This is a genomic window from Arthrobacter cupressi (assembly GCF_900099975.1).
In the GTDB taxonomy this organism is placed as follows: domain Bacteria; phylum Actinomycetota; class Actinomycetes; order Actinomycetales; family Micrococcaceae; genus Arthrobacter; species Arthrobacter cupressi.
In genome coordinates, this window is sequence record NZ_FNEI01000017.1 from 28,151 (window position 1) to 51,489 (window position 23,339).

Sequence of the window (23,339 nt, forward strand, 5' to 3'; positions counted from 1 at the left end):
CCGGTGGAACGGAGGGTGCAGCGGCGTGTCGCCCGCTGTTTTTCCATCCTAGCCGCCTGCCCGGCCGGGCGTCAGGAAGAGGCCGGAGGCGTGGTGAAAACCGTCAGCGCGAACTTCGCAGTGGTCTCCACGGTCCCCGTGCCGGCGAGCGACGCCACGAGTTCCTGCCGGTCGAGGTGGTGCCCGGCGGGGCCCATGAAGGCAAGATCGGCCGCTTCGGATTCGCCCAGTTGGAGGGGGATGTCCAAAGCCTCCTGCACCGCCATGGTGAAGTGGCCGCCCATGGACCCGGCCAGGCGTTCGTCCTTCCCCTCCTCGATGCGGAGCATCCCGGCAAGGCCTGCGACTTCGGCGAGATGCCCGGGCCGGGGAGTGACGACAATGACCCGCCCGCCCGGCCGGAGCACGCGGGCGAACTCGGGCGGGTTGCGAGGAGCAAAAACAACGGTGACGACGTCGATGCTTCCGCTCACCAGGGGCAGCGGCCGCCACACGTCCCACACGATGTTGACGGTGCCCGGATTCAGGCGGGCAGCGCGCCGCAGGGCGAACTTGGAAATGTCCAGGCCGATGGAAGCGGCGGGGGAACGTTTGAGGACCGCGTTGAGGTAGTTGCCCGTGCCCGTACCGGAATCCAGCACGACGGCCCCGTCACGGTCCAGGCCTGGGGCCGCCAACTCTGCAAGGGCGTCAGCCAGCGCCGCATAGTGCCCGGCGGAAAGGAAGTCATGGCGGGCCGCGGCCATGGCGGCGGAGTCTGCCTCGAAAGCAGTGCCCTTCCCGGTGAGCAGATTGAAGTAGCCCTGCTTGGCGGCGTCGAAACTGTGGCCGGCAGGGCACCGCAGTGCGCGGCGCGGTCTGGTTTCGACGTCCAGCGCGTCCTGGCAGACGGGGCAGCGCAGGGCGGACGCGGCGTCGGAAAGCATAGGGACAATCCTACGGCGGACGGAGTGGCAGGCCTGCCGGCGGGGCGGGTAGGCGTTAGGCTCACCAGCGTGAAACCCGACCAGTTGCCGCTGCTGAATTCCGTCTCCGCCCCCACTGTGCATCCCGACGCGAGCCGTGCCGTCGTTTCGGTCACCCGTCCCGATTTCGACGCTGACGCGTACGTGGGCCAGTTGTGGAGCGTCCCGTTCGATCCGTCCCAGCAGCCCCGGCGGGTCACCCGGGGCTTCCGCGACACTGCCCCGGCGTTCTCGCCGGATGGCAGGGTACTGGCGTTCCTGCGGGCGGAGCCGGACGGCAAGCCGCAGCTGCACATCGTGGAGGCTGGCGGCGGGGAACCGCAGGCCATCACGGACCAGAAGTTGGGCGTCACGGAATTTTCCTGGGCGCCGGACTCGGCACGGATCGTCTTCGCGTCCCGGGTCCCCGAGGAAGGCCGCTACGGCACGGTGGACGGCGTCGGCCCGGGAGCCGAGGACGCCCGCCTGGTCAGCAGCAACCAGTACCGGATGAACGGTGTCGGGTACACCTTGGACAAGGCTGCCCAGCTGTTCGTCGTGGACGTTCCGGAACTGGGCGGGGAACCCGCCGTCCCGGCTGCCGGGCGGGCGGCCAAGGACGCGAAGGAACAGGAGGGGCCGGGCACAAAAGGGATTCCCGCCGTCGTGCAGCTGACCTCCGGCGAAGTCGACCACACCGGCGCGGTTTTCAGCAGCGATGGGCGCAGCGTGTATTACCTGGCAGCGGGCCATGAAGGGCATGACGCGGACATTGCGTCGGGCATTTACAAGGTGCCCGCAGCCGGCGGGGAAGCTGTGCTGGTACCAAGCGGCGCGGAGCCGCAGTCGATCCACGCGGTCCGGGAGTCCCGGAATGGCCGGGAACTGTTTTTCACGGCCCAGGATCTCGGCGCCGACGGCCTGGATTTCGTTGCCCGGAACACGGCCCTGTACGTGGTGCCCGCCGCAGGCGGTGAGGCCCGTGTACTGAGCGATGTGGAGCAGCAGGACGTGTCCGGCACCCTGGAGCCCGCCGGGCCCGACGGGGTGCTGGTCCTGAATTCGCACCGCGGCAGCGTCGAACTGTTGAAGTGGACCGCCGACGGCGGCAGCGAGGTGCTGCTGCACGGCGAGCGGGCGGTGCTTGGCGCCGCCGCGGCCGGGGACGTGGTGGCCATCGCCTATGCAGATGCTGCAAGCCATGGCGACGTGGGGGTGCTGGAGCGCGGCGAGTTGCGGCTGCTGAGCGATTTCTCGGTCCGGCTCCGGAACGAAAGCACCGTCCGTGAACCCCGCGAGTTCATTGCCGAAGGGGCGGACGGCTACCCCGTGCACGGATGGCTGGTCCTGCCGGATGGTCCGGGCCCGCACCCGGTGCTGTTGAACATCCACGGCGGCCCGTTCGCCCAGTACGCCTGCGCGTTCTTCGACGAAGCGCAGGTCTACGCGGAGGCCGGGTATGCGGTGCTGATGTGCAATCCGCGGGGCTCGGCGGGTTACGGCCAGGCCCACGGAGCAGCCATCAAAGAGGCGATGGGAACCGTGGACATGGCGGATGTCCTGGCTTTCCTCGACGGCGCCCTGGCCGCGTTCCCGGCCCTGGATTCCGGTGCCCTGGGCATCATGGGCGGTTCCTACGGTGGCTACCTGACCGCATGGACCATCGCGCACGATCACCGCTTCAAGGCAGCGATCGTGGAGCGGGGCTTCCTTGATCCGATCAGTTTTACCGGGTCCTCGGACATCGGCTGGTTCTTCGGCGGTGAATACACCGGCGGAACGCTGGAGCAGATGCTGGCCCAGAGCCCGATGGCCGTGGTGTCGAACGTCCGGACGCCCACGCTGGTGATCCACAGCGAGAACGACCTCCGCTGCCCGGTGGAGCAGGGGCAGCGATACTTCGCAGCGCTTAAGGCCCAGGGGGTGGAGACGTCGCTGCTGCTCTTTCCCGGGGAAGACCACGAGCTGTCCCGTTCCGGTACGCCGCACCACCGGAAGCAGCGCTTCGAGCAGATCCTGGCCTGGTGGGCCGGGATGCTCCCGACGCCGGCCCGTTAGCCTGGCGGGAAGCCCAGTTCCGCTGCCGCCTGGCTGATTCCGGGCTGGGCCCAGCGGGCGGCGTACTCTTCGCTGCTGGCCAGGGAGCGGCTTTCCGCGCGGTCCAGGTAGAGGCCGCCGTGCAGGTGGTCCGTTTCATGCTGCACGATCCTCGCCTGCCAGCCGCTGAATTCGGCCTGCGCGGAACTGCCGTCGGGGCGCAGGTAGTCCAGTGATACGTGCCGGTGCCGGGTCACGACCGCCTGGTAGCCCCGGACGGAGAGGCAGCCTTCATAGAAGGACGCGGTCCCATCGCCGAGCGGGGCATACACGGGGTTGAGCATGGCAAAGAAGTCCAGCGGAGCCCGTTCCCGTGCCACGGCAGCCGCCGGATCGACGTCGAACTGGTCTTCGAGGACGGCCAACTGCAGGGGGATGCCGATCTGCGGGGCCGCGAGCCCCACGCCCGGCGCGTCGTGCATCGTCCGGCGCATCACCTCGATCAGCTGACCAAGAACGGCATCGTCCAATTGCCCGTCAAAGGGCGCCGCCCGCTGGCGGAGCACGGGGTGGCCGGCCTGGACGATGGGCGGCAAGGTGTCCAGGGCCAGGATTCCTTCCACAAGCTCGCGGATCTCCCGGGCGGCCAAGGGAGTCGGGGGAGCGGCGGTGAGGGAGCGGGGGCGGAAGTCCATGGCTCGAGCCTAGCGCGGGAGAGCCACGGCATGCCTTGGGTAAGCCCGGGCCGGGGATCCCGCGGGACATGCATTAGGCTCGAAAAATGACTGAACTGGCGCCCCTGGACTGTGTGTTGGGTTTCATTCGAGCGGTTGAAGGCGGGGGAGGCGCGGCGGAGCTGCATCCTTTCCTCACCGATGATTTCACCCTGACGGAGTGGCCTCACGTATTGTCGGTGAAGGGCGCGATCCGGGACCTTCAAGCCACTCTCGCCGGGGCCGACCAAAGCAAGGACGTGGTGGAGAACCAGCATTTCGAGATCGTGCGCACCACCTGCGAGGGGAATCGGGTGGTCCTCGAGATCAATTGGTCGGCCACCTTGCTGCTGGACCTGCCGCACTGGGACGCCGGGGACACGATCCGTGCCCGGACCACGGCTGTCTTCGAAGTGGAGAACGGCCGGATCCGCAGCCAGGACAGCTATGACTGCTATTTCACCTCGCCGGGGCAGTTGACCGTCTCTGTCTGACGGCAGGAGCCGCACTGCCTAGTGCATTGTGAAGCGCCGCGCCACGAATCCGGCGACTGCAGGCCGCCGGACCGCCCGGCCGACAACGGAGTTGCGCAACGCCAGGACGGCCGGGGGGAGCGGCCGGCCAAGCGCCATGTTGAGGCCCGCCTGGCGGCTGGCCTTCCGGGCCGCGCGCAGGCGTGCGTGTTCCACCGCCGCGAGGTCCCTGCCGAGCGCCGGATCCCGCCGGCCCCGGTCCGCGCGGACCATGCGCTCCAGCAACGGGGCCAGGGCGGCAGCGTCGAGCCAGCCAAGGTTCATCCCCTGCCCGCCGATCGGGCTGAGTTCATGGGCGGCGTCACCAACCAGGACGGTGCGCCCGTGGACCATGGCCGGAGCGAGCCTGGAACGGACGCCAAAGGCGCTGAGCATCGAATTGCTGGACGGCTCCACCACGGCACCGGTGCGTTCCCTGATCAGGTCCGCCAATACGCGGCCCGACGGTTCCGCGACGGGCCGGCTTGTCCGAACCACCCAGCGGCGGATGCCGCCCGGCAGGGGAAAGCACTCAACGATTCCCGGCGCTTCCAGGAAAAGCACGGCCTCGGCACCATAAGGGGTCCCGTCGTGGAAGTCGCCCATAAGGTAGTTGTCCGGGTAGGTCCGCACTTTGGGCGGGATGCCCAGGGCGGCCCTGAACGCGGAGTGCGCGCCGTCCGCGGCGACCAGGAAGCGGCACCGCGCCTCGAAAGGCTCCGCCGGGCCGGCAGCACCGGTGCGGCTGCCGCGCAGGACGAGGCCGCCGTCGTCGGGAACCGCCTCAAGCACGTCAACGCCCCGGTGCACCACCCCGGAACCGAGCGCCGCGACCCGTTCCTCCAGCACCTCCAACGTCCGCGGCTGCGGCACCGAAAGTATGAAAGGATACTCTGCACCGGGCAGCCCGAAATCCAGCGACCCCACCTTGCGCCCGGCGCTGTACGCCGTGCCGCCGCGGATAAGTACGCCGCTTCCGATGAGGGGCGCGGCCGCGCCGACGGTCTCGAGCACGGCGAGCGCCGGCGGATGGATGCCGATGGCCCGGCTTTGGGCGCCCGGGCTGCTGCGTTTTTCGAAGACAGCGACGTCGAGCCCGCGCCGGAGCAGCAGGGCGGCCATGCCCAGCCCCACCGGGCCGGCGCCGACGATCCCGACGTCAAGCACTGCCGCCGCCCGGCGGACGGTACACGAGCAGCAGGTGCCAGGCCCCGTTGCGCACCACCTGCCAGCCCGGGGGAACGATGGCCCGGAGCTCGGCCTGCGTGTAGCTGCGCCTGATGGATGCCAGCCCGTCGGTGTGGATGTACGAGCCGGGGCCGAGCGGCCAGAAGCCCGCCAGGAAAAGGAGGTAGGCGAGCCGGCTGCGGCGCAGGTCGTTGTGCAGCACGAGGCGCCGGGCGAGGCGTTCGGAATCGGAAAGCATGGCGGCCAGCTCGGCGGCGCTGAGGTGGTGCAGCACGTGGTTGGACACCACTACGTCGTACTGCCGGCCCCCGGTGAGCAACTCGGTGCTGTCGGCCCTGAGGTACGTGACGCCGTCGTGCGCGGGACGGGAAGTGGCGAAAGCGTGGGCCCGGGGGTCCGGATCGGCGCCGGTCGCCTCCAGCAGGAGCCCGTCCCGGGCTGCCCGCCGGACCAGGCGCCGCACGAGCTCCCCGCCGCCGCACCCCAGATCCAGCAGGGTCAGCGGCGTCGAACCGGACAGCAGGGGCCTGATCCGCCGCGTGTAGTTGCGCCCCCACGCGGCTACCAGGAAATTGACGAGCGGGAACCTCGCATAGCTCCTGCGCAGCCGGTCGGGATCGCAGTCCGGCCGGTCCATCTGTTCGGTGAGGCTGCCTTCCCGCTCCCGCAGGAAGGAGGCGAAGGTGGTCATGGCTTGGCGGGGGCAACCTTGGTGAACAGGCCGGTTTCCACCGTGAGCCCGGGGCCGAACGCCATGGAGCAGATCCGTTCCTCGTCCTGGCGGGACGGCTGGCCAAGGATGTGCTTGAGCACGAAGAGCACGGTGGCGCTGCTCATGTTCCCGAAGTCGCGCAGGATCTCGCGTGCCGGCCGGAGCTGTTCCTCAAGGAGCTCGAGTTTGGACTCGACCTTGTCCAGGATGCTGCGGCCGCCGGGGTGGATTGCCCAGTGCGGGATTTCCCGGTACGGGCGGCCGGCCAGCCCGTCCTCGCGGGCAAGCAGTGGTTCCAGCGCGCCGGTGATGTGGTCTTCGATGATGTGCGGAACGTAGCTGCCCAGGACCATCTCGAAACCCTGGTCGCCGATGTTCCACGCCATCGCCTCCTCACCGACAGGTGTCAGGACCGTTTCGAAGTGGTCCAGCCGCAGCGCCGCTTCCGGTCCCGACGGGGTCCGGGAACTGACGACGGCGGCCGCAGCGCCGTCGCCGAAAATCGCCGAGCCCATGATGGTGTCGGGGTCGTTGGACGTCCTCAGGTGCAGGGAGCACAGCTCCACGCAGATGACCAGGACCACCGCTTCGGGATCGGCCAGGCAGAATTGCCGGGCGGCCCGCAGCGCCGGGAAGGCCGCGTAGCAGCCCATGAATCCGAGGTGGTAGCGCTGCACGGCGGGGTTGAGTCCGAGTGCGCGCACCACTTTGTAGTCGGGTCCGGGATTGAAAAAGCCGGTGCAGGACACAGTGATCACGTGCGTGATGTCGGTAGGTTCCACGTCCGGGCAACGCCCGACGGCGGCTTTCCCCGCTTCGATGAACAGCTTGGTGGCCTCGGTCGAGAAGAGGTCGTTGCGCACTTTCGTGCTGGGGCTGAGGACTTCGCCGCTGTCCGGATCGTAGAAGTCGCGGCGGTCCGGTATCCCGTCCATGGTCAATTCGGCGACGGCGGTATGACGGGTGTCGATGGCGGCGGAGTCGAAGCAGGTCCGGACGAGTCTGGAACCGAGCCGGGTAAGGCCTGGTTGGGCGGAAAATACATCGCGTGCCTGGGGTTGCACCAGGATGGTTGGCGGTACGGCTGTCTCGAGGGAATTCACGTAGACCGGCATGCTTCATTGTTGGTGCCGGGGCGGCTTAAGACAATGGGCCGGGCCGGAGCACGATCAGAGAAGCCGCATTGCCCGGGACGGGGTTAGTGTGGTGCCCAGGAGCGCAAGACCGGGCTGCCGCAGGGCCCGGTGCGCTGATTCACGGACGGAGAAACGATGAGTACTGACACGGAAACCCAGGCCGGCTCCGCCCCGGTGCCGCTGGCCGACAGCCATGAGCTGATCAAGGTGCAGGGCGCCCGCGAGAACAACCTGAAGGACATCAGCCTGGAGATCCCGAAGCGCCGCCTCACGGCGTTCACCGGCGTTTCCGGCTCCGGCAAGAGTTCCCTCGTCTTCAGTACCATCGCCGCCGAGTCGCAGCGGATGATCAACGAAACCTACAGCACGTTCGTCCAGGGCTTCATGCCCTCACTCGCCCGCCCGGACGTGGATGTCCTGGAGGGCCTGACGACGGCGATCATCGTGGACCAAGAGCGCATGGGGGCCAACGCCCGGTCCACCGTGGGCACCGTCACCGACGCCAATGCGATGCTCCGGGTGCTCTTCAGCCGGCTCGGCACCCCGTACATCGGACCAGCGGTGGCTTTCTCGTTCAACATCCCGACCCGCAAGGCCAGCGGCGTCATTACCGATGCCAAGGGCGAGAAGACGATCGTGCGCGAGGCCGTGTACCACGGCGGCATGTGCCCTGAATGCGAAGGCCGCGGCACCGTTTCCGACCTGGACCTTGATGCGATCGTTGACAGGGACAAGTCCCTGCTCGATGGCGCCATCCTCGTCCCGGGCTACACGGCGGACGGCTGGATGGTGGCCACGTTCACGGAATCAGGCTTCGTTGACCCGAACAAGCCGCTCAAGGACTACACGAAGCAGGAACTGGACGACCTCCTCCACAAGGAGCCGGTGAAGATCAAGGCCAAGGGCATCAACGTCACCTATGAGGGGCTGATCCCGAAGATCCGCAAGTCCATGTTCAGCAAGGACCCGGATTCGCTGCAGCCGCACATCCGGGCTTTTGTCGAACGGGCAGCCGTCTTCGCGACCTGCCCGGCCTGCGACGGCACCCGGCTCAACGAAGGCGCCCGTTCCTCGCGGATCAAGGGCTTGAACATCGCCGAAGTCTGCGCCATGCAGATTACAGACCTTGCGGACTGGATCCGTGAGCTCGATGCGCCTTCCGTTGCGCCGTTGAAGGCCAACCTGCTGCATCTTTTCGATTCCTTCGTGGAGATCGGCCTGGGCTACCTGTCCCTCGAACGGCCGTCCGGCACCTTGTCCGGCGGCGAGGCGCAGCGCGTCAAGATGATCCGCCACCTCGGCTCCTCCCTGACCGATGTCACCTACGTCTTCGACGAACCGACCATCGGCCTGCACCCGCACGACATCCAGCGCATGAACAGGCTCCTGCTGCGCCTGCGCGACAAAGGCAACACCGTCCTGGTGGTCGAGCACAAACCGGAGGCGATCGCCGTCGCCGATCACGTCGTCGACCTCGGCCCGGGCGCCGGGACCGCCGGCGGAACCATCTGCTTCGAGGGCACCGTGGAGGGGCTGCGGGGTAGCGGCACCCTGACGGGCCGGCACCTCGACGACCGCGCAAAGCTCAAGGAGAAGCCTCGCAAAGGCAAGGGCAAGCTGGAGATCCGCGGAGCCACCGAGCACAACCTCAAGGACGTCGACGTCGACATCCCCCTTGGCGCGCTGGTGGTGGTTACCGGGGTAGCCGGTTCCGGGAAGAGTTCCCTGATCCACGGCTCGGTTGCCGGCGGCGAAGGCGTGGTGGCGATCGACCAGTCCGGCATCAAGGGTTCCCGCCGGAGCAACCCGGCGACGTACACCGGGCTCCTTGAACCGATCCGCAAGGCCTTCGCGAAAGCCAACGGCGTGAAGCCTGCGCTCTTCAGCGCCAACTCCGAGGGAGCATGCCCGGAGTGCAAGGGCGCCGGGGTCATCTACACAGAACTCGGATTCATGGACACCGTCTCCACGCCGTGCGAGGACTGCGAAGGCAAGGGCTTCCAGGCGGCCGTTCTCGAGTACACCTTCGGCGGTCGGAACATCAGCGAGGTGCTCGGCATGTCGGTGAGCGCAGCCGAGGAATTCTTCTCCGCCGGGCAGACCAAAATCCCGGCCGCCCATGCGATTCTCAAGCGGCTGGCCGACGTCGGGCTCGGCTACCTCGCGCTTGGGCAGCCGCTCACCACGCTCTCCGGCGGGGAGCGCCAGCGGCTCAAGCTGGCCTCGCAGATGGGGGAGAAGGGAGATGTCTACATCCTCGACGAGCCGACCTCGGGCCTGCACTTGGCCGACGTCGAACAGCTCCTCGCCCTGTTGGACCGCCTGGTGGAGTCGGGCAAGTCGGTCATCGTGATCGAACACCATCAGGCGGTGATGGCCCATGCGGACTGGATCATCGACCTTGGTCCCGGTGCAGGGCACGACGGCGGCAGGATCGTTTTCGAGGGAACCCCGGCAGAGCTCGTGGCGAGCCGTGCGGGACTGACCGGACGGCACCTCGCGGAGTATGTTGGGGCCTGAAGCCAGGCTTCCTAAGGCTTGCCGTTCGCCGCCTGGCTCAGTGACGCTTGGTGCCGGTTGCTGCTAGGCGGCGTGCGGGCCGCGGCCGGGAGGGGAGCACCAACCCTCTGGTTTGCCGCGGGCTGTTGGGCTTTACTGAGACTGTCCATGCAGCCCAGCCGAAAAGAGGGAAACTTCGATGGACACAACCGCAGTTGTTTGGATTGTCGTCGGGATCGTCGTCTTAGTTGTAGTTCTGGGATTGGTATTCTTCATCGCCCGCAGACGCAGGCAGGAACACGAACGTGCCGAGCGCGCCGAGGCTGAAAAGCGGGCGGCCGAGCTGCGGAAGAAGGCCGAGGAAGTGGAGTTCAATGCCCGCGAGTCCGAGGTCCAGGCGGCCAGGGCCAAAGCCGAGGCAGAGCAGGCCAAGCTGGACGCCGAACGGCTGCACAGGGAGGCCGAAAAGCGCCAGGCCGATGCCAGCGACCTTCGCCAGGATTCCGCGGACAAGGCCCGGCATGCCGATGCCATGGACCCGAACGTCGATACCAACACGGCGGAGGCCGGGCACCCCGAAGAACAGCGGCAGGCCGTTGATCCCCGCCGGGCGGGCGACGATTCCGTAGAAAGCCGCCCTGACAGCGACAGCAACCCACCGCAGGATCCCCACCGGCAAAACAACCCGTAGGCCTTTTCCTGGTCCTCGCGCTGCTTCTGCCCCCTGCCCGCGTGACTTGCCTCTTCCACGTGCCATGCCCCGGGCGTAAGTTGCTGGTATGACAAAGTCGGTCCCGCGGTGCCGCCGCGGGACGGCAGCGTCCCAGTGCACGAGTTCAAGGAGGAAGAGTCATGGGCGACTTCATGCGGAACCTGCCATTCGACGTTCCGGAGCCGGTGCGCCGTTTCCTGCAAGGGGAAGCCGGCGCGTGGCTGCGCGCAGAGGAATTCCGCGACGGGTCCGTCATGGTGGTCCGGGTCGAGGTTCCCGGCGTCGACCCGGACCGGGACATCGACATCTCGGTGTCAGGACGCACACTGACCATCGAGGCACGACGTGAGGAGGAATCCGTAAGCGAGGGCAGGAACGATTACCGCACGGAATTTCACTATGGCGCGTTGACACGCAGCTTCCAGCTCCCGGCCGGGGTCAAGGAGGACGACATTCAGGCTTCCTACAACAACGGCATTCTCGAGGTGCGCGTGCCCTCTATGGGACAGGAATCCACCCCCCGGCGCAAGGTGCGGGTGCAACGCACCGATGCGCCGGGAAGCGCGCCCTCCGGCAATGCGGATGCCGGCCAGGGCGGCATGGGCAGCAAGGTCGACCCGGACTTCATCCCTGCTGAAAGCGGTGAAAACCCGGACCAAAGGCGGGCCAGGGAGCACCCCGAAGAAACCGGAAGCTGATTCCGACGGGTCGCTCTGGGCTTATTGACATGCCCCGTCCGCGGGAGCACTCTGAAACCGCTGATCACGGTGTTGGCAGGCACGTCCGCGCCGGCCAACCGAATCTTCCCGGTGCGGACCCGCACTCCGGACGAAAATGCTGGACTCCACTTCCCACGAGGAGGACAAGATGTCGGTAACTGTCAATGCCCTTGAATCAAAGTCGTTCGACGACCCGGACGAGAAGCGCCGTCCGCCCAAGACCCAGGTCGATGTGGTCACTATCAACGACACGACATTGGGCAGGTTCACGTTCGAACCGGGCTGGCGCTGGTCCGAGACTGTAAAAACCGTCGTCCACACGGACAGCTGCCAGGTCAATCACCTGGGATTCTGCACGGCCGGAACCCTGACCGTCCAGATGGAGGACGGGACGCGCATCACCGTAACTCCCGGCAACGCCTACGCAATTCCGGCCGGCCACGACGCCTGGGTCGAAGGCGATGAGGCATTCGTGGCCTACGAACTCATGAGCGCGGCCACATACGCCAAGCCGGCCTGAGACCTACACCACCGGATTCCTTCCCAGCGCGAGCAGCAGGGTCACGCCGCCTTCGCGCGGCGTGACCCTGCTGCGCTTCTGAGGGTCGGTGGACGGGCTACGCGGGCCGGTCCCGGGTCAGGACCGAGGAGAGGTCGTAGCTGACGGGTTCCTCGAGCTGCTCATAGGTGCACGACGCTGGCAGGCGGTCTTCGCGCCATCGGACCCACTGCGCAGTGTGGCGGAACCGCTCGCCCTCCATGTGGTCGTACTTGACCTCGACGACGCGCTCCGGTCGCAGCGGGGTGAACGAGAGGTCCTTTTGTGCATTCCAGCGAGAATGCGCCGCCGCCGAGGGGGTGCGCGGTGCCGACTGGTCGCGGTTGTCCGGCAGCACCTCGGCGGGTTGCGCCCACGCCCAAGGGTGCCCGTCGAACGTGGTCACGAGCGGCTGCAGTTCCTCGAACAGCTCCTTGCGACGGGCCATAGGAAACGCGCCGATGACGCCCACTGAGTTGAGCCGGCCTTGGGCGTCGTACAGCCCAAGGAGCAGGGATCCGATGGCGTCGGGCTCGTCCTTGTAGAGCCGGTAGCCGGCGAGGACGCAGTCAGCCGTCCGCTCATGCTTGAGTTTGGACATGACCCGCTTGTCCTCGGCGTAGAGCTCTCCGAGGGGCTTGGCGATGACGCCGTCCAGGCCGGCACCCTCGAAGGTGCTGAACCACTCCAGCGCGAGGGCAGGGTCTTTGGTCGCCTGAGTGAGGTAGACGGGGTGCCTGGCGTTCTTGAATGCCTCTTCAAGGGCCGCGCGCCGCTCGCGGAACGGACGCTCCACGTAGTTGGTCTGGCCCAGGGCGAGCAGGTCGAAGGCCACGAAGCTCGCCGGCGTTGCGGCGCTCAGCTTTGCGATGCGCGAGGCCGCGGGGTGAATGCGCTGCTGGAGGGCATCGAAGTTGAGCCGGTTGCCGGTGTCCGGGTCCACGAGGACGATTTCGCCGTCGATGACCGAATGGTCGGGGACGCTTGCGACGATGGCCTCCACGAGCTCCGGGAAGTAGCGCGTCATGGGCAGGGCATTGCGCGATCCGATCTCCACGCGATCGCCGGAGCGCCATACGATCGAGCGGAAGCCATCCCACTTCGGCTCGTACAGGTAGTCGCCGACTGGGAGCTTCTTGACCGGCTTTGCCAGCATCGGCCCGTACGGGGGAGCGATCGCCGTTCCCCACTCGGCGTCGCGTTCCGCTTTGGGTACCGAATAGTCCTCATCGGCCCGGTCCGCCTTGCGCTTGCTCGGCGGCACCCGTGGCGGCTCGCCGGGCATCTTGGGGTAGTCCGGCGGGAAGTTGAGCTCGCCGAGCCCGCGCTCAAGATCCGCATCCCATAAGGCGAGTGCACCCGAAATGTCGCCCGGCGCGGCATCGATGTCAGCCCACGGGCAGTCACGGGCGGCCAGGAGTATGGGCACCGTCCGGACGGTGAAGTCGCGCGGGTCGGCGTCGGGCAGCTCGTCCCACGTCAGCGGGGTCGAGACGGGCGCGTGAGGCAAAGGCCGGGGCGAATAGGCGGCGGCGATCGTCCGGTCGCGGTTGGCCTGGTTGAAGTCGACGAACACCCGCTCGCCGCGTTCTTCCTTCCACCACGAGGTGGTTACGAGGTCCGGCATGCGGCGCTCGAGTTCGCGTGCAATCCCGATGACGGCGTGCCGCACATGAAGGAACTCGTGCGTGGGCCGGATGCGCGCGTAGACGTGGACGCCCCGGTTGCCCGAGGTCTTCGCGTAGGCCGTGAGCCCAGCCTCAGCCATGACCTCGCGAAGCGCGAGCGCGGCGGTGACGGCGTCCCGGAAATCGCGCCCAGGCTGCGGATCGAGGTCGATCCGCAACTCGTCCGGGTTGTCCAGATTGGCCGTGCGCACTGGCCACGGGTGGAAGGTAATCGTTCCCATCTGCGCCGCCCACGCGAGCGCGGCGGCCTCGTCGAACACGAGCTGTTCGTGGCGCCTGTGGGACGGGTAAGTGCACGTCACCGTCCTGAGGTAGGAAGGCGCGCCCCGCGGCGGCCGTTTCGAGAAGAACTCCTCGCCGTCGATCCCTTCGGGGAAGCGCTGCAGAGTCATGGGCCGGTCGCCGTTGAGCCGCAGGAACGGCGACGCCACCGAGATCAGGTAGCGGGCCAGATCGCGCTTGGTGAGGGGATCATGCCCCTCGGCGCCGGGCCACAGCACCTTGTCTGGGCTGCTCAGCTTGACCTCCCGCTCGCCGTCGGGGCCGTCGACCTGCAGGATCTCAGAATCCGCCATGCGCCCAACAGTAGCTGCCGCAACGCCGTTGGGGCAGGCCTTCGCATCAACCGGAATGTAACTGGCATGCGCGGGTATTCGTGGGCCCGGGGAGTATCTTGCCACAAGCCGCGGGTTCTCCGAGAAGGGGTGACAACTTCATCAATTGCGTGCACGCTGGTCGGATGGGGGAGTGGGGACGCGGGAAGGATGCCGGGCAGCGGGGTCTGGTTCGGCAAGAGCGGGCTGCCTTCATGCACGGGAGTGCTCGCAGCTTCATCCAGCTCCCTTACCTAATCACCGATAATCAACATTATGTCAACTTGAGTCCCGATTACTGCTTCGGATGCAAGTTCGCCCCTCCCTCTATCGCTGGGAGGCCGTCTTCTACCGCTCAGAAAAACTGGGCCACATATCTGCGCTGCCAGGGAGTCTCAACGGCCCGTGGGTCGTAGTGCTTGCGGACGTATGTCACTGCGTCACGGGCGGGCAAACCGTCGAGCACTGCGATGCACGCGAGTGCGGTGCCGGTCCTTCCGCGCCCGCCAGCACATGCAACCTCCACCCGCTCTGTGGCAGCACGGCGCCATGCTTCGTACAGCGCTTCTTGTGCGTCACCGCGGTCGACGGGCAACCAAAAGTCCGGCCATTGGACCCACCGAGCGCTCCATGGCATGGACTGCGGCTGCCTTGCGAGGAGGTAGATTCCAAAGTCCGGGATCTTGCCCTCTGGGGGCGAATGACGCAATCCTCGGCCGCGCACGAGCAAGCCTGACGGCAGGACAAGGACTCCGGCGTCCGAAACACTCCAGCCATTCACGATCAACAGACTATCGATGGCGGCGCGAAACGCCCCGGTTAGGTCCCGAAGACCGCCTCTCCCCGCGGCATAACCACCACCTGCACCTCGTCTTCGTAGAGCACTATCCCCGGGTCATCCGACCGGAGCACCTCATATCCAATCCCGTACCGACGAAGCAGGTCTTCATAGAAGCTCACATCGGCCAGGAGGTGGACCGCCGTGGTCTTGAACCATGACTGTGCCGTTGGATTGATACTGCGGTCGAAAACCGAGGTATCAACAGTCGCGGGATCGGTATAGGCGGCATCGGCCCGATCGTTCGCGTTTCGCCATGCAGCCCAGTCCGCGGAGGAAAGCCGTCCGCTTGCGGCCAGGCCGTTTGCCAGAGCGAATATGCCCGGATAGGTGCCGCGGCGATTCGGCAGCACTGCCTGATACCTGACATATTTGGGCTGCTCCACATTCACCATTGCCCAAGCCTTTCACGGGCAGGTGCAGCGGAGAGTGAGCGACTCCCCTACTCCCCCGGCTTATGGCGCCAAAGCCCGAGCACCGTCGGTTCTAACCACCAAATGAACGATCAACCAGCCCATTGTGCAAATCTTGAGCAAATGAAGCGGAAAAGAGCAGAATTTTTCAATGCCAGCTTTGTTAGCATACCCGGATGGTCCGAGGTCCTTTTCAGCGTTTGGTTGGCATGGTTATCGTGGTTGCTGCCGGCGGCGCGGCAGCGCTGCTCTGGTTTGCGGTTGCCTCAACAGACAACACCTTCGTCAATTCGCAAGCTGAGGAAATTGTCCTTGGCGTGTGGAACGTCCTCTACGACTCGGTGGCGCCGGAACCGCGCGTAATTCTTGAAGCCGCAGCCTTTGCGCTTCTGCTTTCCGCCGGCGTGGCGCTGTTGGAGCGGCGCATTGCCACCAGGTCACGCCGTTCCGCGCATCCCCGGACCCCGCTGGCCCCGAAAATTGTGATGGCGGAAACCCGTGGCGTGTATGCCGGTCCGGTGACCGTAACGGTCTTGGTTCCCGCGCACAACGAGGAAGTTTCGTTGCCGGGAACCATCGCCTCCCTGCTGGGCCAATCGCATCGCCCCGAGCGTGTGATCGTGGTGGCCGACAACTGCACGGATGCAACGGTCAGCGTTGCGCGAGCGGCCGGCGTAGAGGTCTTCGAATCGGCCGGCAATACGAAAAAGAAGGCCGGCGCACTCAATCAGGCACTGCAGTGGCTGCTCCCCTGCCAGGGTGACAACGACGTCGTCATGGTCATGGATGCCGACACCCGCCTTGATAACGGGTTCCTGGAAGCCGCGGTATCGCGGATGGAAAGTGACCGGGCGCTGATGGCCATCGGCGGCCTCTTCCACGGAGAAGAGGGACACGGGATCATCGGTCAGTTCCAGCGCAACGAATATATCCGGTACTCGCGTGAAATCGGACGACGGCGGGGCCGCGTCTTTGTGCTCACAGGCACGGCCTCCGTTTTCCGTCCCCGTGCATTGCGCACCGTGGCACACAACCGCGGCGACTCGCTCCCGGGCATTCACGGCGACGTTTACGACACAGCGTCGCTGACGGAAGACAACGAACTCACCATCGCCCTGAAATCCCTCGGCGGCCTCATGATTTCCCCGCCGCAATGCAGCGTAGTGACCGAATTGATGCCGAATTACCGCATGCTGTGGGCCCAGCGGCTTCGGTGGCAGCGGGGTGCGCTTGAGAACCTCGCCGCTTACGGTGCAACGCCGCAGACGTTCAGATATTGGGCGCAGCAGTTCGGCATTGGCTACGGTGTCATTGCACTCAGCGCCTATTTCCTGTTGCTTCTCCTGATGCTGCTGTCCTTGGATACTTGGGTCTGGTTCCCGTTTTGGCTGGGAATTGGCGTGATCTTTTCGGTCGAGCGGGTTGTCACCGTCTGGAACGGCGGATGGCGTGCCCGAGCCCTCGCAGCTGCGCTCTTCCCGGAGCTGTTCTTCGACATGTTCCTCAACGCGGTCTATGTCAAAGGAATCGTGGACATTTCTCTCGGCCGACAAGCCAAGTGGAAACATCTCAACCACTCCAGGACGCACCAATCCCCGACGGCGGCATAACCGTGGCTTTTCCCATTACCGTCCGGGCAGGGTTGCTGTTTCCCGAAGAAACCCTGCAGGCCGACTGGTTCGCCGTCCTGGCGACCTTCGTTGCCATCAACACCTTGATGTACGGAGCGCTGGCGATCGCCAAGATCCTGCCGAAACTGCACCCGGGCGATTGGCTGCGCACCCGCAACCAGCGCTCGGAAACCCGCAGCATTTGCCCGGCCGCCCCCGTCGTCGACGCCAGGGACTTCCGGGCCGCACATTCGGGACGGAGTCGCGGCTCGGGCTAGCCAAGGCCTGTACGGCTTCAGTCCGTCCCGCGCACCTTCAGTTACTCACTGGCGGGATCGGCCGTGTCGAGAAATCCCGTTACGATTTCGTGCACCAGTGCGGTCCGTGCGAGCCCGAAGAAATGCGTCGTGCCGGGGAAGACTGCGAGCTGGGAAGCAGGCACGCCTTCGAAGTCACCGTTCACGTCTCCCCCGCGCAACTGGAGGAATTTCACCGCGTGCTCAAGCTTGATCATGTCGCAGTCGCCGACGGTGATAAGGGTCGGGGCCGGGATACCGCGGATCTCGTCGTCGCTCCAGCCGGTCTCGCCTTCGCCGTAGCGCACGAGTTTGTCCAGGAGCCCCTGCAGATGTTCCCGGTCAGGATGCGGCGACACCGCGAGGTAGCGTTCCTCCATCGGGGTACCGGCGATCATGTCAACGGACATATCCGCCATCGCCTCGGCGTTTCCGCCCCGGTCCCCGTCCGGACGGAACGACACCGACGAAACGATGAGCTTGCGCACGAACTCCGGATGCCTGATGGCAAGGTGCAGTGCGACGGCACCTCCGATGCTGAATCCGAAGACATCAACTTCGTCAAGGCCGAGGTGCCCGAGCAATCCGACAACGTCAGAGGCCAAGGCGGCGGTGCCGAGGGCACGGTCGATATCATTGGTACGTCCGTGCCCCTGAAAGTCCGTGGCGATCACACGGCGCCCGGAGGCGAGCCCCGGAATCAGCGCACCGAATTGCTGCTCAATATCGAAGAGTCCGCCGTGCAGGAGCAGCAGCGGAATACCGCCGTCGTCATCCCGGCCGTGAACCTCGTAGTACATTTGCAGGCCGTTGACCGCCGCATATCCCGTTTCACTGGCAGTTGCTGTCAGGTTCTGCATGGTCAGTCCTCCGCGTCGTCTTCCGCAGCTAATTCAGCCTTGGGCTCTGCCGGGGCGGAGGCAGCACCTGCCTCCACCCCGCGGCTGCTACTCCCCTGACTGTTGGGCGCCTGCGATGTTCACCAGCCAGGCGATGCCGAACTTGTCGGTACACATTCCGAAAGTATCGCCCCAGGGAGCCGGCTCGAGCGGCATGGCGACGGTGCCGCCGTCGGACAGTTTCTCCCAGTACCCCCGCAACTCCGCCTCGTCGCTGCTCTCACCACTGAGGGATACAGAGATGTTGTCCCCCGGGTTGTAGGGCATGCCGTTGGGCGTGTCGGAGGCCATCAGCACCAGGCCGTTCCCCGAAACAAGCATGGCGTGCATGACCTTGTCAGCTTCGGCCGGATCCTGGCTGGCCTGGTAGTCGCCGAAGGTGCTGATGGTGAGCTCTCCGCCGAACACCGATTCATAGAAAGTGATCGCATCCCGGGCGTTGTCGCGGAAGGAAAGGTACGGGTTAAGACGTGTTGCCATTTTCTTTGCTTCTCCTCTGTCGCTGGTACTACTGGGTTGTTTCCTGGTGCGGTCAGTTGCCGTCGTACGCCTTCTGCAGGACGTCAAGGTCCAGTTTCTGCATCTTGAGCATCGCTTCCATGGCCCGCTGGGAACCTTCGGGATCAGGACCTGACAGCAGCCCGGGCAGCGCCGTCGGAACGACTTGCCAGGACACCCCGAACTTGTCCTTGAGCCAACCGCATTGGCTTTCCTCTCCCCCGGCCGTTAAGGCGTCCCAGTAGCGGTCCACCTCATCCTGGGAGTCGCAGTTGATGATGAAGGACACCGCTTCCGTGAAGTTGAACATCGGCCCGCCGTTGAGGCCGAGGAACTCGCGCCCTTCAAGGCTGAACTCGACCGTCATGGCCTTGCCGTCCGGGCCGGGCATGGTGGTGCCGATGGATGAATCGGGAAAGATCCCTGTGTAAAAGGCGGCGGCTTCTTCGGCCTGGCCGTCGAACCAAAGACAGGTGGAAATCTTCTGCATGACTGTGAGTCCGTCCCTCCCATATGCTGATGGCGCGTTGAGCCCCCGACTGAGGCTAGTCCGCCGGCACCTCCAGCACAACGGTCTGTCAGTCACCTGCGGCGGGGGTGCGGGAAACCAGCGCCACGGTGTTGCCCTCGCTGTCTTCGATGAACGCCATCCACTCCTCGGTTCCTGCCGGCCCAAGGGTCGAATCGGGGTGGGTGAAGACCAATTGCGGCCGCGCAACTACCTTCACGCCGCGCCCTTCGAGCCGGGTTAGTGCTGCATGGAGATCAGACTGCTCCAGGTAGATCAGCGCCGCCGGGGCGCCGCGTTCAAGGAGCAGCCTGACGCCGCCAAGGTCAAAGAAGAGCAATCCAGGCTGATCGAAGCGCGCTAGCGGCTGGGCGCCCAACAGGTCCGCGTAGAAGGCGGCGGCCCGGTCGAGGTCCACCGCACGTTGCGCAATCTGGATGATTTTCATGGGGGCCTCCCGCCGTTCACACTCCAGCCCCATCCTGCTCCGGCGGCGGCCGGGCTTCAAGATCGGGAGGGTTCGAAAGGGGGTGCCGGCCGGGATAGGGTCGGAACATGCCTTCAAGCCCCCGGCAATTCCTGCTGCCTGCCTCCGCTGCCCTCATCGACGCCGCCCTGGTCCTGCTGTTCGCGGCGATCGGGAGGGACACCCACCAGCGCGGGGAATCCGTGTTCGGCCTCTTCGACACCGCCTGGCCTTTCCTTGCTGGAGCCGCAGTGGGCTGGCTGCTCGCCCGCGCGTGGCGCGCCCCGCTCGCAGCGTGGCCGACCGGCGTCGTGATCTGGGTCTGCACTGTTGCGGGCGGCATGCTGCTCCGGCTGACGAGTGGGCACACCGCAGCGCTCGCGTTCATCGTGGTGGCCCTGATCACTCTCGCGGTTTTCCTGCTCGGGTACCGGCTGCTGTGGTCGCTGCTGCTGCGCCTGCGGCGTTCCGCCCGCCGCTCCTGACCCGGGAGAGGCGAGGGTCCCGGGGCGAGCGGAGCGAGACTTGGGAGCCGGCGGTGGGCCCACGTCGGCGAGGGTCCCGGGGCGAGCGGAGCGAGACTTGGGAGCCGGCGGTGGGCCCACGTCGGCGAGGGTCCCGGGGCGAGCGGAGCGAGACTTGGGAGCCGGCGGTGGGCCCACGTCGGCGAGGGTCCCGGGGCGAGCGGAGCGAGACTTGGGAGCCGGCGGGGACTAGGCTTGCATTCGTCCACCGACACCCAGTCGCTGCTGCATAGGAAAGGCCCCACAGTGATCACTGCTTTTGTCCTGATCAAGACCGACGCTTCCAGAATCCCGGAAACGGCCGAGGAGATTTCCGCGATCCAGGGCATCAGCGAGGTCTACTCGGTCACCGGGGAGTGGGACCTGATCGCGGTGGCCCGGGTGACGAAGCATGAAGAACTGGCCGACGTCATCGCCGACCGGCTGTCCAAGGTTCCCGCAGTGGTGCACACCACCACCCACATAGCCTTCCGCGCCTACTCACAGCACGACCTCGACGCCGCGTTCTCGCTCGGCTTCGAACAATAGGCGCCCCAGGACGGGCTCAGCCCCGGCTGAGCCCGATCCAGGTCTCCAGGACCTTCGCTGCGGCTCCGGTGTCGATCGACTCGGTGGCCCGCTTGTAGGCTGCATCCATCCGTTCCAGCAGGCTTCCGTCGGCGGACTCGGCAAAGGCCACCAGGCCTGCCGCCGCGTTCAGGAGCACGGCGTCGCGCACCGCACCGGGGGTTCCGTCCAGGACGCTGCGCACGACGGCGGCATTCGCCTTCGCGTCCCCGCCCTTCAGTTCGTCGATCGTTGAGGCAGCGATTCCCAACTCAAGCGGTGAGAAACGCTGTTCCCGGACCTCACCGTCACGGATTTCCCAGACGGTGGACGGGCCGGTTGTCGTCAGTTCGTCGAGGCCGTCTTCGCCGCGGAAAACCAGTCCCCTGCTCCCCCGCCGGGCGAGCACCCCGGCCACCAGGGGCGCCATGGCAGCGTTCGCGACGCCGACGGCGGACGCCTGCACATGGGCCGGGTTGGTCATGGGACCGAGGAAATTGAACGCAGTGGGAATTCCGAGTTCCTTGCGCGGCACGGCAGTGTGCCGGAACGAGGGATGGAACACCTGCGCGAAACAGAACGTGATGCCGGCTTCCTCGGCGTTCCGGGCAACGCGGTCGATCGGGAGGTCGAGCCGGACGCCCAGCGCCTCCAGCACATCGGCCGAACCCGACGAGGACGACGCCGCGCGGTTGCCGTGCTTGACCACTCTCGCCCCGGCACCGGCCGCCACCAGGGCGGCCATGGTGGAGATGTTGACGGTGTTGAGTTGGTCACCACCAGTGCCGACGATGTCGAGCTTTTCGCCAGGGATGGACACCGGGTTGGCGTTGGCGAGCATTGCCTCCACAAGGCCTGTGACTTCCTCCACCGTTTCGCCCTTGGAACGGAGTGCGACCAGGAACCCCGCGATCTGGGCAGGGGTTGCCTCCCCGGACATGATCGTGTTCATGGCCCACGCCGTGTTCTCAAGGGAGAGATCCTGTTTCCTGATCAAGGCGGCGATAAGGCCTGGCCAGGTGTTGCTTGCCTGCTGCTCGGATGCCGGTGAAGTCACCACTCGATGCTAGCGAGCGAGCCGGGCCCATGACCAATGTGAAAGACGACGGGAACTTTTCCGCGCGATTTCGCGTCTTTGTAGAAAAAGTCCTCCCAAAAGGCGGTTCGCGTTGGGAACTCAGGACTTTTACAGACATAATGTCCTTGTGACATCTGCGACCCATGCCCCCAGTACCCCGGCGCACCCGACGCTGAACCGCCCCAATCTGGTTTCTGTTGGAACCGTTGTTTGGCTGTCCAGTGAGTTGATGTTCTTCGCCGGCCTCTTTGCCATGTACTTCACCCTGCGCTCCACTTCCGGAGAGATGTGGGCTGAAGAGACCGCCAAGCTCAACTTCCCGTTTGCGCTCGTTAACACCATCGTCCTGGTAGCAAGCTCCTTCACCTGCCAGATGGGCGTTTTCGCCGCTGAACGCCTTGAGCCGCGTCGCCGGGGCGGTGTATTCCAGCTCACCCGCTGGGGCATGAACGAGTGGTTCATCCTCACGTTCCTCATGGGTGGTTTCTTCGTCGCCGGCCAGACCACGGAATACGCGATGCTCGTTTCCGAGCACGTCTCGCTGTCTTCCAACGCTTACGGCTCCGCCTTCTACATCACCACCGGCTTCCACGGCCTCCACGTCATCGGCGGCCTTATTGCGTTCCTCTTCATCATCGGCCGCGCATACGCCGCCAAGAAGTTCGGGCACTTCGAAGCCACGTCGGCAATTGTCACCTCTTACTACTGGCACTTCGTGGACGTTGTGTGGATCGGCCTCTTCCTGGTCATCTACGTCCTCAAGTAGCACGGCTTGGCTCTTGCCGTGCAAGGGCCTGAACAACAAAGAAGCGGCTCCCCGAGCCGACGCAGGATCGAATTAAGGAACCACCACGTGAAGGCACTCTCGCAGAAGCGACGTCACCCACTAGCAGCCATTGCGCTGCTGCTGATGGGACTCCTCCTCACTGGTGGGCTGTACGCCGTCGCCACGACGGTCAACCAGGCCAAGGCAGAAACCACTACCTTCAGTGCAAGCGACACTGAAGAGGGTAAGAAGCTGTTCGAGGCCAACTGCGCCACCTGCCACGGCATGGGCGCCAGCGGAACCAAGGACGGCCCTTCGCTGGTCGGTGTTGGTGCAGCTGCGGTTGACTTCCAGGTTGGCACCGGCCGCATGCCCATGCAGATGAACGGCCCCCAGGCCCAGAAGAAGCCGCTGCAGTTCAACGAAGACCAGACGCACCAGCTTTCGGCCTATGTCGCCTCCCTTGGCGCCGGACCGGCCATTCCCGAAGAACACCTGCTCGACGAAAAGGGCAACGCCGCCGAAGGTGGCGAGCTGTTCCGGGTCAACTGCGCCATGTGCCACAACGCTGCTGCAGCTGGCGGTGCCCTGACCCGCGGCAAGTTCGCCCCGGCACTGGCCGACGTCAGCGGCAAGCACATCTACGAAGCCATGGCCACCGGCCCGCAGAACATGCCGGTCTTCAACGACGCGAACATCTCCCCCGAGGGCAAGCGCGACATCGTCACCTTCCTGAAGAAGATCGAAGCCAACGGCTCCCCCGGTGGTGCCGATCTTGGATCGCTCGGCCCGGTGGCCGAAGGCCTGTTTGTCTGGGTCGCCGGCCTCGGCGTGATCATCGCGTTCACCATCTGGCTGACGTCCCGCACGTCCTAAGCGGCGCGCCAACGAACCTTCTGCCGTGTC

The 23,339-nt window shown here is 65.8% G+C and carries 24 protein-coding genes; 12 read left to right on the top strand and 12 right to left on the bottom strand.

All coding sequences use genetic code 11. The features are described 5' to 3' along the window. Positions 1 to 71: 71 nt before the first annotated feature. Positions 72 to 926: a putative RNA methyltransferase gene (locus BLP88_RS16405; RefSeq protein WP_074590976.1), complete on the bottom strand. Its 855-nt coding sequence runs from the start codon at positions 924 to 926 to the stop codon at positions 72 to 74. Positions 927 to 995: 69 nt separating this feature from the next. Between BLP88_RS16405 and BLP88_RS16410 the strand changes: the two genes are divergently transcribed. Beyond that, a complete protein-coding gene (locus BLP88_RS16410) occupies positions 996 to 3,002 on the top strand; it encodes a S9 family peptidase (RefSeq protein ID WP_074590977.1) in 2,007 nt (668 codons plus the stop codon). On the opposite strand, the gene BLP88_RS16415 is transcribed toward BLP88_RS16410, so the two are convergent. Beyond that, positions 2,999 to 3,676, bottom strand: coding sequence for a peptide deformylase (locus tag BLP88_RS16415; RefSeq protein ID WP_074590979.1), 678 nt, complete (start codon positions 3,674 to 3,676; stop codon positions 2,999 to 3,001). The genes BLP88_RS16410 and BLP88_RS16415 overlap by 4 nt on opposite strands. A gap of 86 nt (positions 3,677 to 3,762) precedes the next feature. Between BLP88_RS16415 and BLP88_RS16420 the strand changes: the two genes are divergently transcribed. Continuing rightward, positions 3,763 to 4,188, top strand: a complete 426-nt coding sequence (locus tag BLP88_RS16420) for a nuclear transport factor 2 family protein (RefSeq protein WP_074590981.1) — start codon at positions 3,763 to 3,765, stop codon at positions 4,186 to 4,188. Positions 4,189 to 4,206: 18 nt separating this feature from the next. On the opposite strand, the gene BLP88_RS16425 is transcribed toward BLP88_RS16420, so the two are convergent. Genes BLP88_RS16425 through BLP88_RS16435 form a run of 3 tightly spaced genes read right to left on the bottom strand, consistent with a single transcriptional unit; the run spans position 4,207 to position 7,221 of the window. Further along, a complete protein-coding gene (locus BLP88_RS16425; RefSeq protein ID WP_074590983.1) occupies positions 4,207 to 5,373 on the bottom strand; it encodes an FAD-dependent oxidoreductase in 1,167 nt (388 codons plus the stop codon). Then, on the bottom strand, positions 5,366 to 6,085 hold the full coding sequence (locus BLP88_RS16430) for a class I SAM-dependent methyltransferase (RefSeq protein WP_074590985.1): 720 nt from the start codon (positions 6,083 to 6,085) through the stop codon (positions 5,366 to 5,368). Before BLP88_RS16430 ends, BLP88_RS16425 begins: the two co-directional genes overlap by 8 nt. Then, positions 6,082 to 7,221 (bottom strand): type III polyketide synthase, encoded by a 1,140-nt coding sequence (locus tag BLP88_RS16435; protein ID WP_074590986.1) that lies wholly within the window; start codon positions 7,219 to 7,221, stop codon positions 6,082 to 6,084. The genes BLP88_RS16430 and BLP88_RS16435 overlap by 4 nt, the downstream gene beginning before the upstream one ends. A 156-nt stretch (positions 7,222 to 7,377) precedes the next feature. Between BLP88_RS16435 and BLP88_RS16440 the strand changes: the two genes are divergently transcribed. The 4 genes from BLP88_RS16440 (at position 7,378) to BLP88_RS16455 (ending at position 11,692) form a co-directional block, all read left to right on the top strand. Next, the gene (locus BLP88_RS16440) at positions 7,378 to 9,762 is read left to right on the top strand and encodes an ATP-binding cassette domain-containing protein (protein ID WP_074590988.1); all 2,385 of its coding nucleotides are present in this window, start codon (positions 7,378 to 7,380) and stop codon (positions 9,760 to 9,762) included. A gap of 178 nt (positions 9,763 to 9,940) precedes the next feature. Beyond that, positions 9,941 to 10,432 carry a hypothetical protein gene (locus BLP88_RS18825; protein WP_139163433.1) on the top strand — a complete coding sequence of 164 codons (492 nt, stop codon included), beginning with the start codon at positions 9,941 to 9,943 and terminating at the stop codon, positions 10,430 to 10,432. Positions 10,433 to 10,593: 161 nt separating this feature from the next. Further along, positions 10,594 to 11,151 (top strand): Hsp20/alpha crystallin family protein, encoded by a 558-nt coding sequence (locus tag BLP88_RS16450; RefSeq protein ID WP_074590991.1) that lies wholly within the window; start codon positions 10,594 to 10,596, stop codon positions 11,149 to 11,151. A 169-nt stretch (positions 11,152 to 11,320) separates the two neighbouring features. Continuing rightward, positions 11,321 to 11,692, top strand: a complete 372-nt coding sequence (locus tag BLP88_RS16455; RefSeq protein WP_074591066.1) for a cupin domain-containing protein — start codon at positions 11,321 to 11,323, stop codon at positions 11,690 to 11,692. A 97-nt stretch (positions 11,693 to 11,789) separates the two neighbouring features. Here the strand turns inward: BLP88_RS16455 and BLP88_RS16460 are convergent, their stop codons facing one another. Both BLP88_RS16460 and BLP88_RS16470 read right to left on the bottom strand, forming a co-directional pair. Next, complete coding sequence (locus BLP88_RS16460) at positions 11,790 to 13,973, bottom strand: ATP-dependent DNA ligase (RefSeq protein ID WP_074590993.1); 2,184 nt, start codon at positions 13,971 to 13,973, stop codon at positions 11,790 to 11,792. 837 nt (positions 13,974 to 14,810) lie between these two features. After that, a complete protein-coding gene (locus tag BLP88_RS16470; RefSeq protein ID WP_074590994.1) occupies positions 14,811 to 15,224 on the bottom strand; it encodes a hypothetical protein in 414 nt (137 codons plus the stop codon). Between the two features lie 227 nt (positions 15,225 to 15,451). On the opposite strand from BLP88_RS16470, the gene BLP88_RS16475 reads away from it, so the two are divergent. Then, positions 15,452 to 16,852: a glycosyltransferase family 2 protein gene (locus BLP88_RS16475; protein ID WP_084111309.1), complete on the top strand. Its 1,401-nt coding sequence runs from the start codon at positions 15,452 to 15,454 to the stop codon at positions 16,850 to 16,852. Positions 16,853 to 16,854: 2 nt separating this feature from the next. After that, the gene (locus tag BLP88_RS16480; protein WP_074590996.1) at positions 16,855 to 17,130 is read left to right on the top strand and encodes a hypothetical protein; all 276 of its coding nucleotides are present in this window, start codon (positions 16,855 to 16,857) and stop codon (positions 17,128 to 17,130) included. A gap of 41 nt (positions 17,131 to 17,171) precedes the next feature. On the opposite strand, the gene BLP88_RS16485 is transcribed toward BLP88_RS16480, so the two are convergent. The 4 genes from BLP88_RS16485 to BLP88_RS16500 form a co-directional block, all read right to left on the bottom strand. Continuing rightward, positions 17,172 to 18,008, bottom strand: a complete 837-nt coding sequence (locus BLP88_RS16485) for an alpha/beta fold hydrolase (protein ID WP_074590998.1) — start codon at positions 18,006 to 18,008, stop codon at positions 17,172 to 17,174. Between the two features lie 87 nt (positions 18,009 to 18,095). Beyond that, positions 18,096 to 18,527: a VOC family protein gene (locus BLP88_RS16490; protein WP_074590999.1), complete on the bottom strand. Its 432-nt coding sequence runs from the start codon at positions 18,525 to 18,527 to the stop codon at positions 18,096 to 18,098. Positions 18,528 to 18,579: 52 nt separating this feature from the next. Next, entirely contained in the window at positions 18,580 to 19,035 is a 456-nt protein-coding gene (locus BLP88_RS16495) for a VOC family protein (RefSeq protein WP_074591001.1), read from the bottom strand. Positions 19,036 to 19,123: 88 nt separating this feature from the next. Then, positions 19,124 to 19,501, bottom strand: coding sequence for a VOC family protein (locus BLP88_RS16500; RefSeq protein WP_074591071.1), 378 nt, complete (start codon positions 19,499 to 19,501; stop codon positions 19,124 to 19,126). A gap of 107 nt (positions 19,502 to 19,608) precedes the next feature. On the opposite strand from BLP88_RS16500, the gene BLP88_RS16505 reads away from it, so the two are divergent. Then, entirely contained in the window at positions 19,609 to 20,004 is a 396-nt protein-coding gene (locus tag BLP88_RS16505; RefSeq protein WP_074591003.1) for a DUF3054 domain-containing protein, read from the top strand. A 285-nt stretch (positions 20,005 to 20,289) separates the two neighbouring features. Continuing rightward, a complete protein-coding gene (locus BLP88_RS16510) occupies positions 20,290 to 20,571 on the top strand; it encodes an Lrp/AsnC family transcriptional regulator (RefSeq protein WP_074591005.1) in 282 nt (93 codons plus the stop codon). A gap of 16 nt (positions 20,572 to 20,587) precedes the next feature. On the opposite strand, the gene trpD is transcribed toward BLP88_RS16510, so the two are convergent. After that, entirely contained in the window at positions 20,588 to 21,646 is a 1,059-nt protein-coding gene (trpD, locus tag BLP88_RS16515; RefSeq protein WP_074591072.1) for an anthranilate phosphoribosyltransferase, read from the bottom strand. A 112-nt stretch (positions 21,647 to 21,758) separates the two neighbouring features. On the opposite strand from trpD, the gene ctaE reads away from it, so the two are divergent. Then, positions 21,759 to 22,433: an aa3-type cytochrome oxidase subunit III gene (gene ctaE / locus BLP88_RS16520; RefSeq protein WP_074591007.1), complete on the top strand. Its 675-nt coding sequence runs from the start codon at positions 21,759 to 21,761 to the stop codon at positions 22,431 to 22,433. Positions 22,434 to 22,520: 87 nt separating this feature from the next. Beyond that, positions 22,521 to 23,309, top strand: coding sequence for a cytochrome bc1 complex diheme cytochrome c subunit (gene qcrC, locus BLP88_RS16525; protein WP_074591009.1), 789 nt, complete (start codon positions 22,521 to 22,523; stop codon positions 23,307 to 23,309). Positions 23,310 to 23,339 lie beyond the last annotated feature (30 nt).

Coding starts and splice junctions, on each gene's coding strand:
- BLP88_RS16495 (WP_074591001.1), bottom strand. CDS start 19,035: ATGCAGAAGATTTCCACCTGTCTTTGGTTCGACGGCCAGGCCGAAGAA.
- BLP88_RS16420 (WP_074590981.1), top strand. CDS start 3,763: ATGACTGAACTGGCGCCCCTGGACTGTGTGTTGGGTTTCATTCGAGCG.
- BLP88_RS16505 (WP_074591003.1), top strand. CDS start 19,609: ATGCCTTCAAGCCCCCGGCAATTCCTGCTGCCTGCCTCCGCTGCCCTC.
- BLP88_RS16470 (WP_074590994.1), bottom strand. CDS start 15,224: ATGGTGAATGTGGAGCAGCCCAAATATGTCAGGTATCAGGCAGTGCTG.
- BLP88_RS16460 (WP_074590993.1), bottom strand. CDS start 13,973: ATGGCGGATTCTGAGATCCTGCAGGTCGACGGCCCCGACGGCGAGCGG.
- BLP88_RS16415 (WP_074590979.1), bottom strand. CDS start 3,676: ATGGACTTCCGCCCCCGCTCCCTCACCGCCGCTCCCCCGACTCCCTTG.
- BLP88_RS16430 (WP_074590985.1), bottom strand. CDS start 6,085: ATGACCACCTTCGCCTCCTTCCTGCGGGAGCGGGAAGGCAGCCTCACC.
- BLP88_RS16455 (WP_074591066.1), top strand. CDS start 11,321: ATGTCGGTAACTGTCAATGCCCTTGAATCAAAGTCGTTCGACGACCCG.
- BLP88_RS16440 (WP_074590988.1), top strand. CDS start 7,378: ATGAGTACTGACACGGAAACCCAGGCCGGCTCCGCCCCGGTGCCGCTG.
- BLP88_RS16485 (WP_074590998.1), bottom strand. CDS start 18,008: ATGCAGAACCTGACAGCAACTGCCAGTGAAACGGGATATGCGGCGGTC.
- BLP88_RS16490 (WP_074590999.1), bottom strand. CDS start 18,527: ATGGCAACACGTCTTAACCCGTACCTTTCCTTCCGCGACAACGCCCGG.
- BLP88_RS16500 (WP_074591071.1), bottom strand. CDS start 19,501: ATGAAAATCATCCAGATTGCGCAACGTGCGGTGGACCTCGACCGGGCC.
- BLP88_RS18825 (WP_139163433.1), top strand. CDS start 9,941: ATGGACACAACCGCAGTTGTTTGGATTGTCGTCGGGATCGTCGTCTTA.
- BLP88_RS16475 (WP_084111309.1), top strand. CDS start 15,452: ATGGTTATCGTGGTTGCTGCCGGCGGCGCGGCAGCGCTGCTCTGGTTT.
- BLP88_RS16435 (WP_074590986.1), bottom strand. CDS start 7,221: ATGCCGGTCTACGTGAATTCCCTCGAGACAGCCGTACCGCCAACCATC.
- BLP88_RS16405 (WP_074590976.1), bottom strand. CDS start 926: ATGCTTTCCGACGCCGCGTCCGCCCTGCGCTGCCCCGTCTGCCAGGAC.
- BLP88_RS16450 (WP_074590991.1), top strand. CDS start 10,594: ATGGGCGACTTCATGCGGAACCTGCCATTCGACGTTCCGGAGCCGGTG.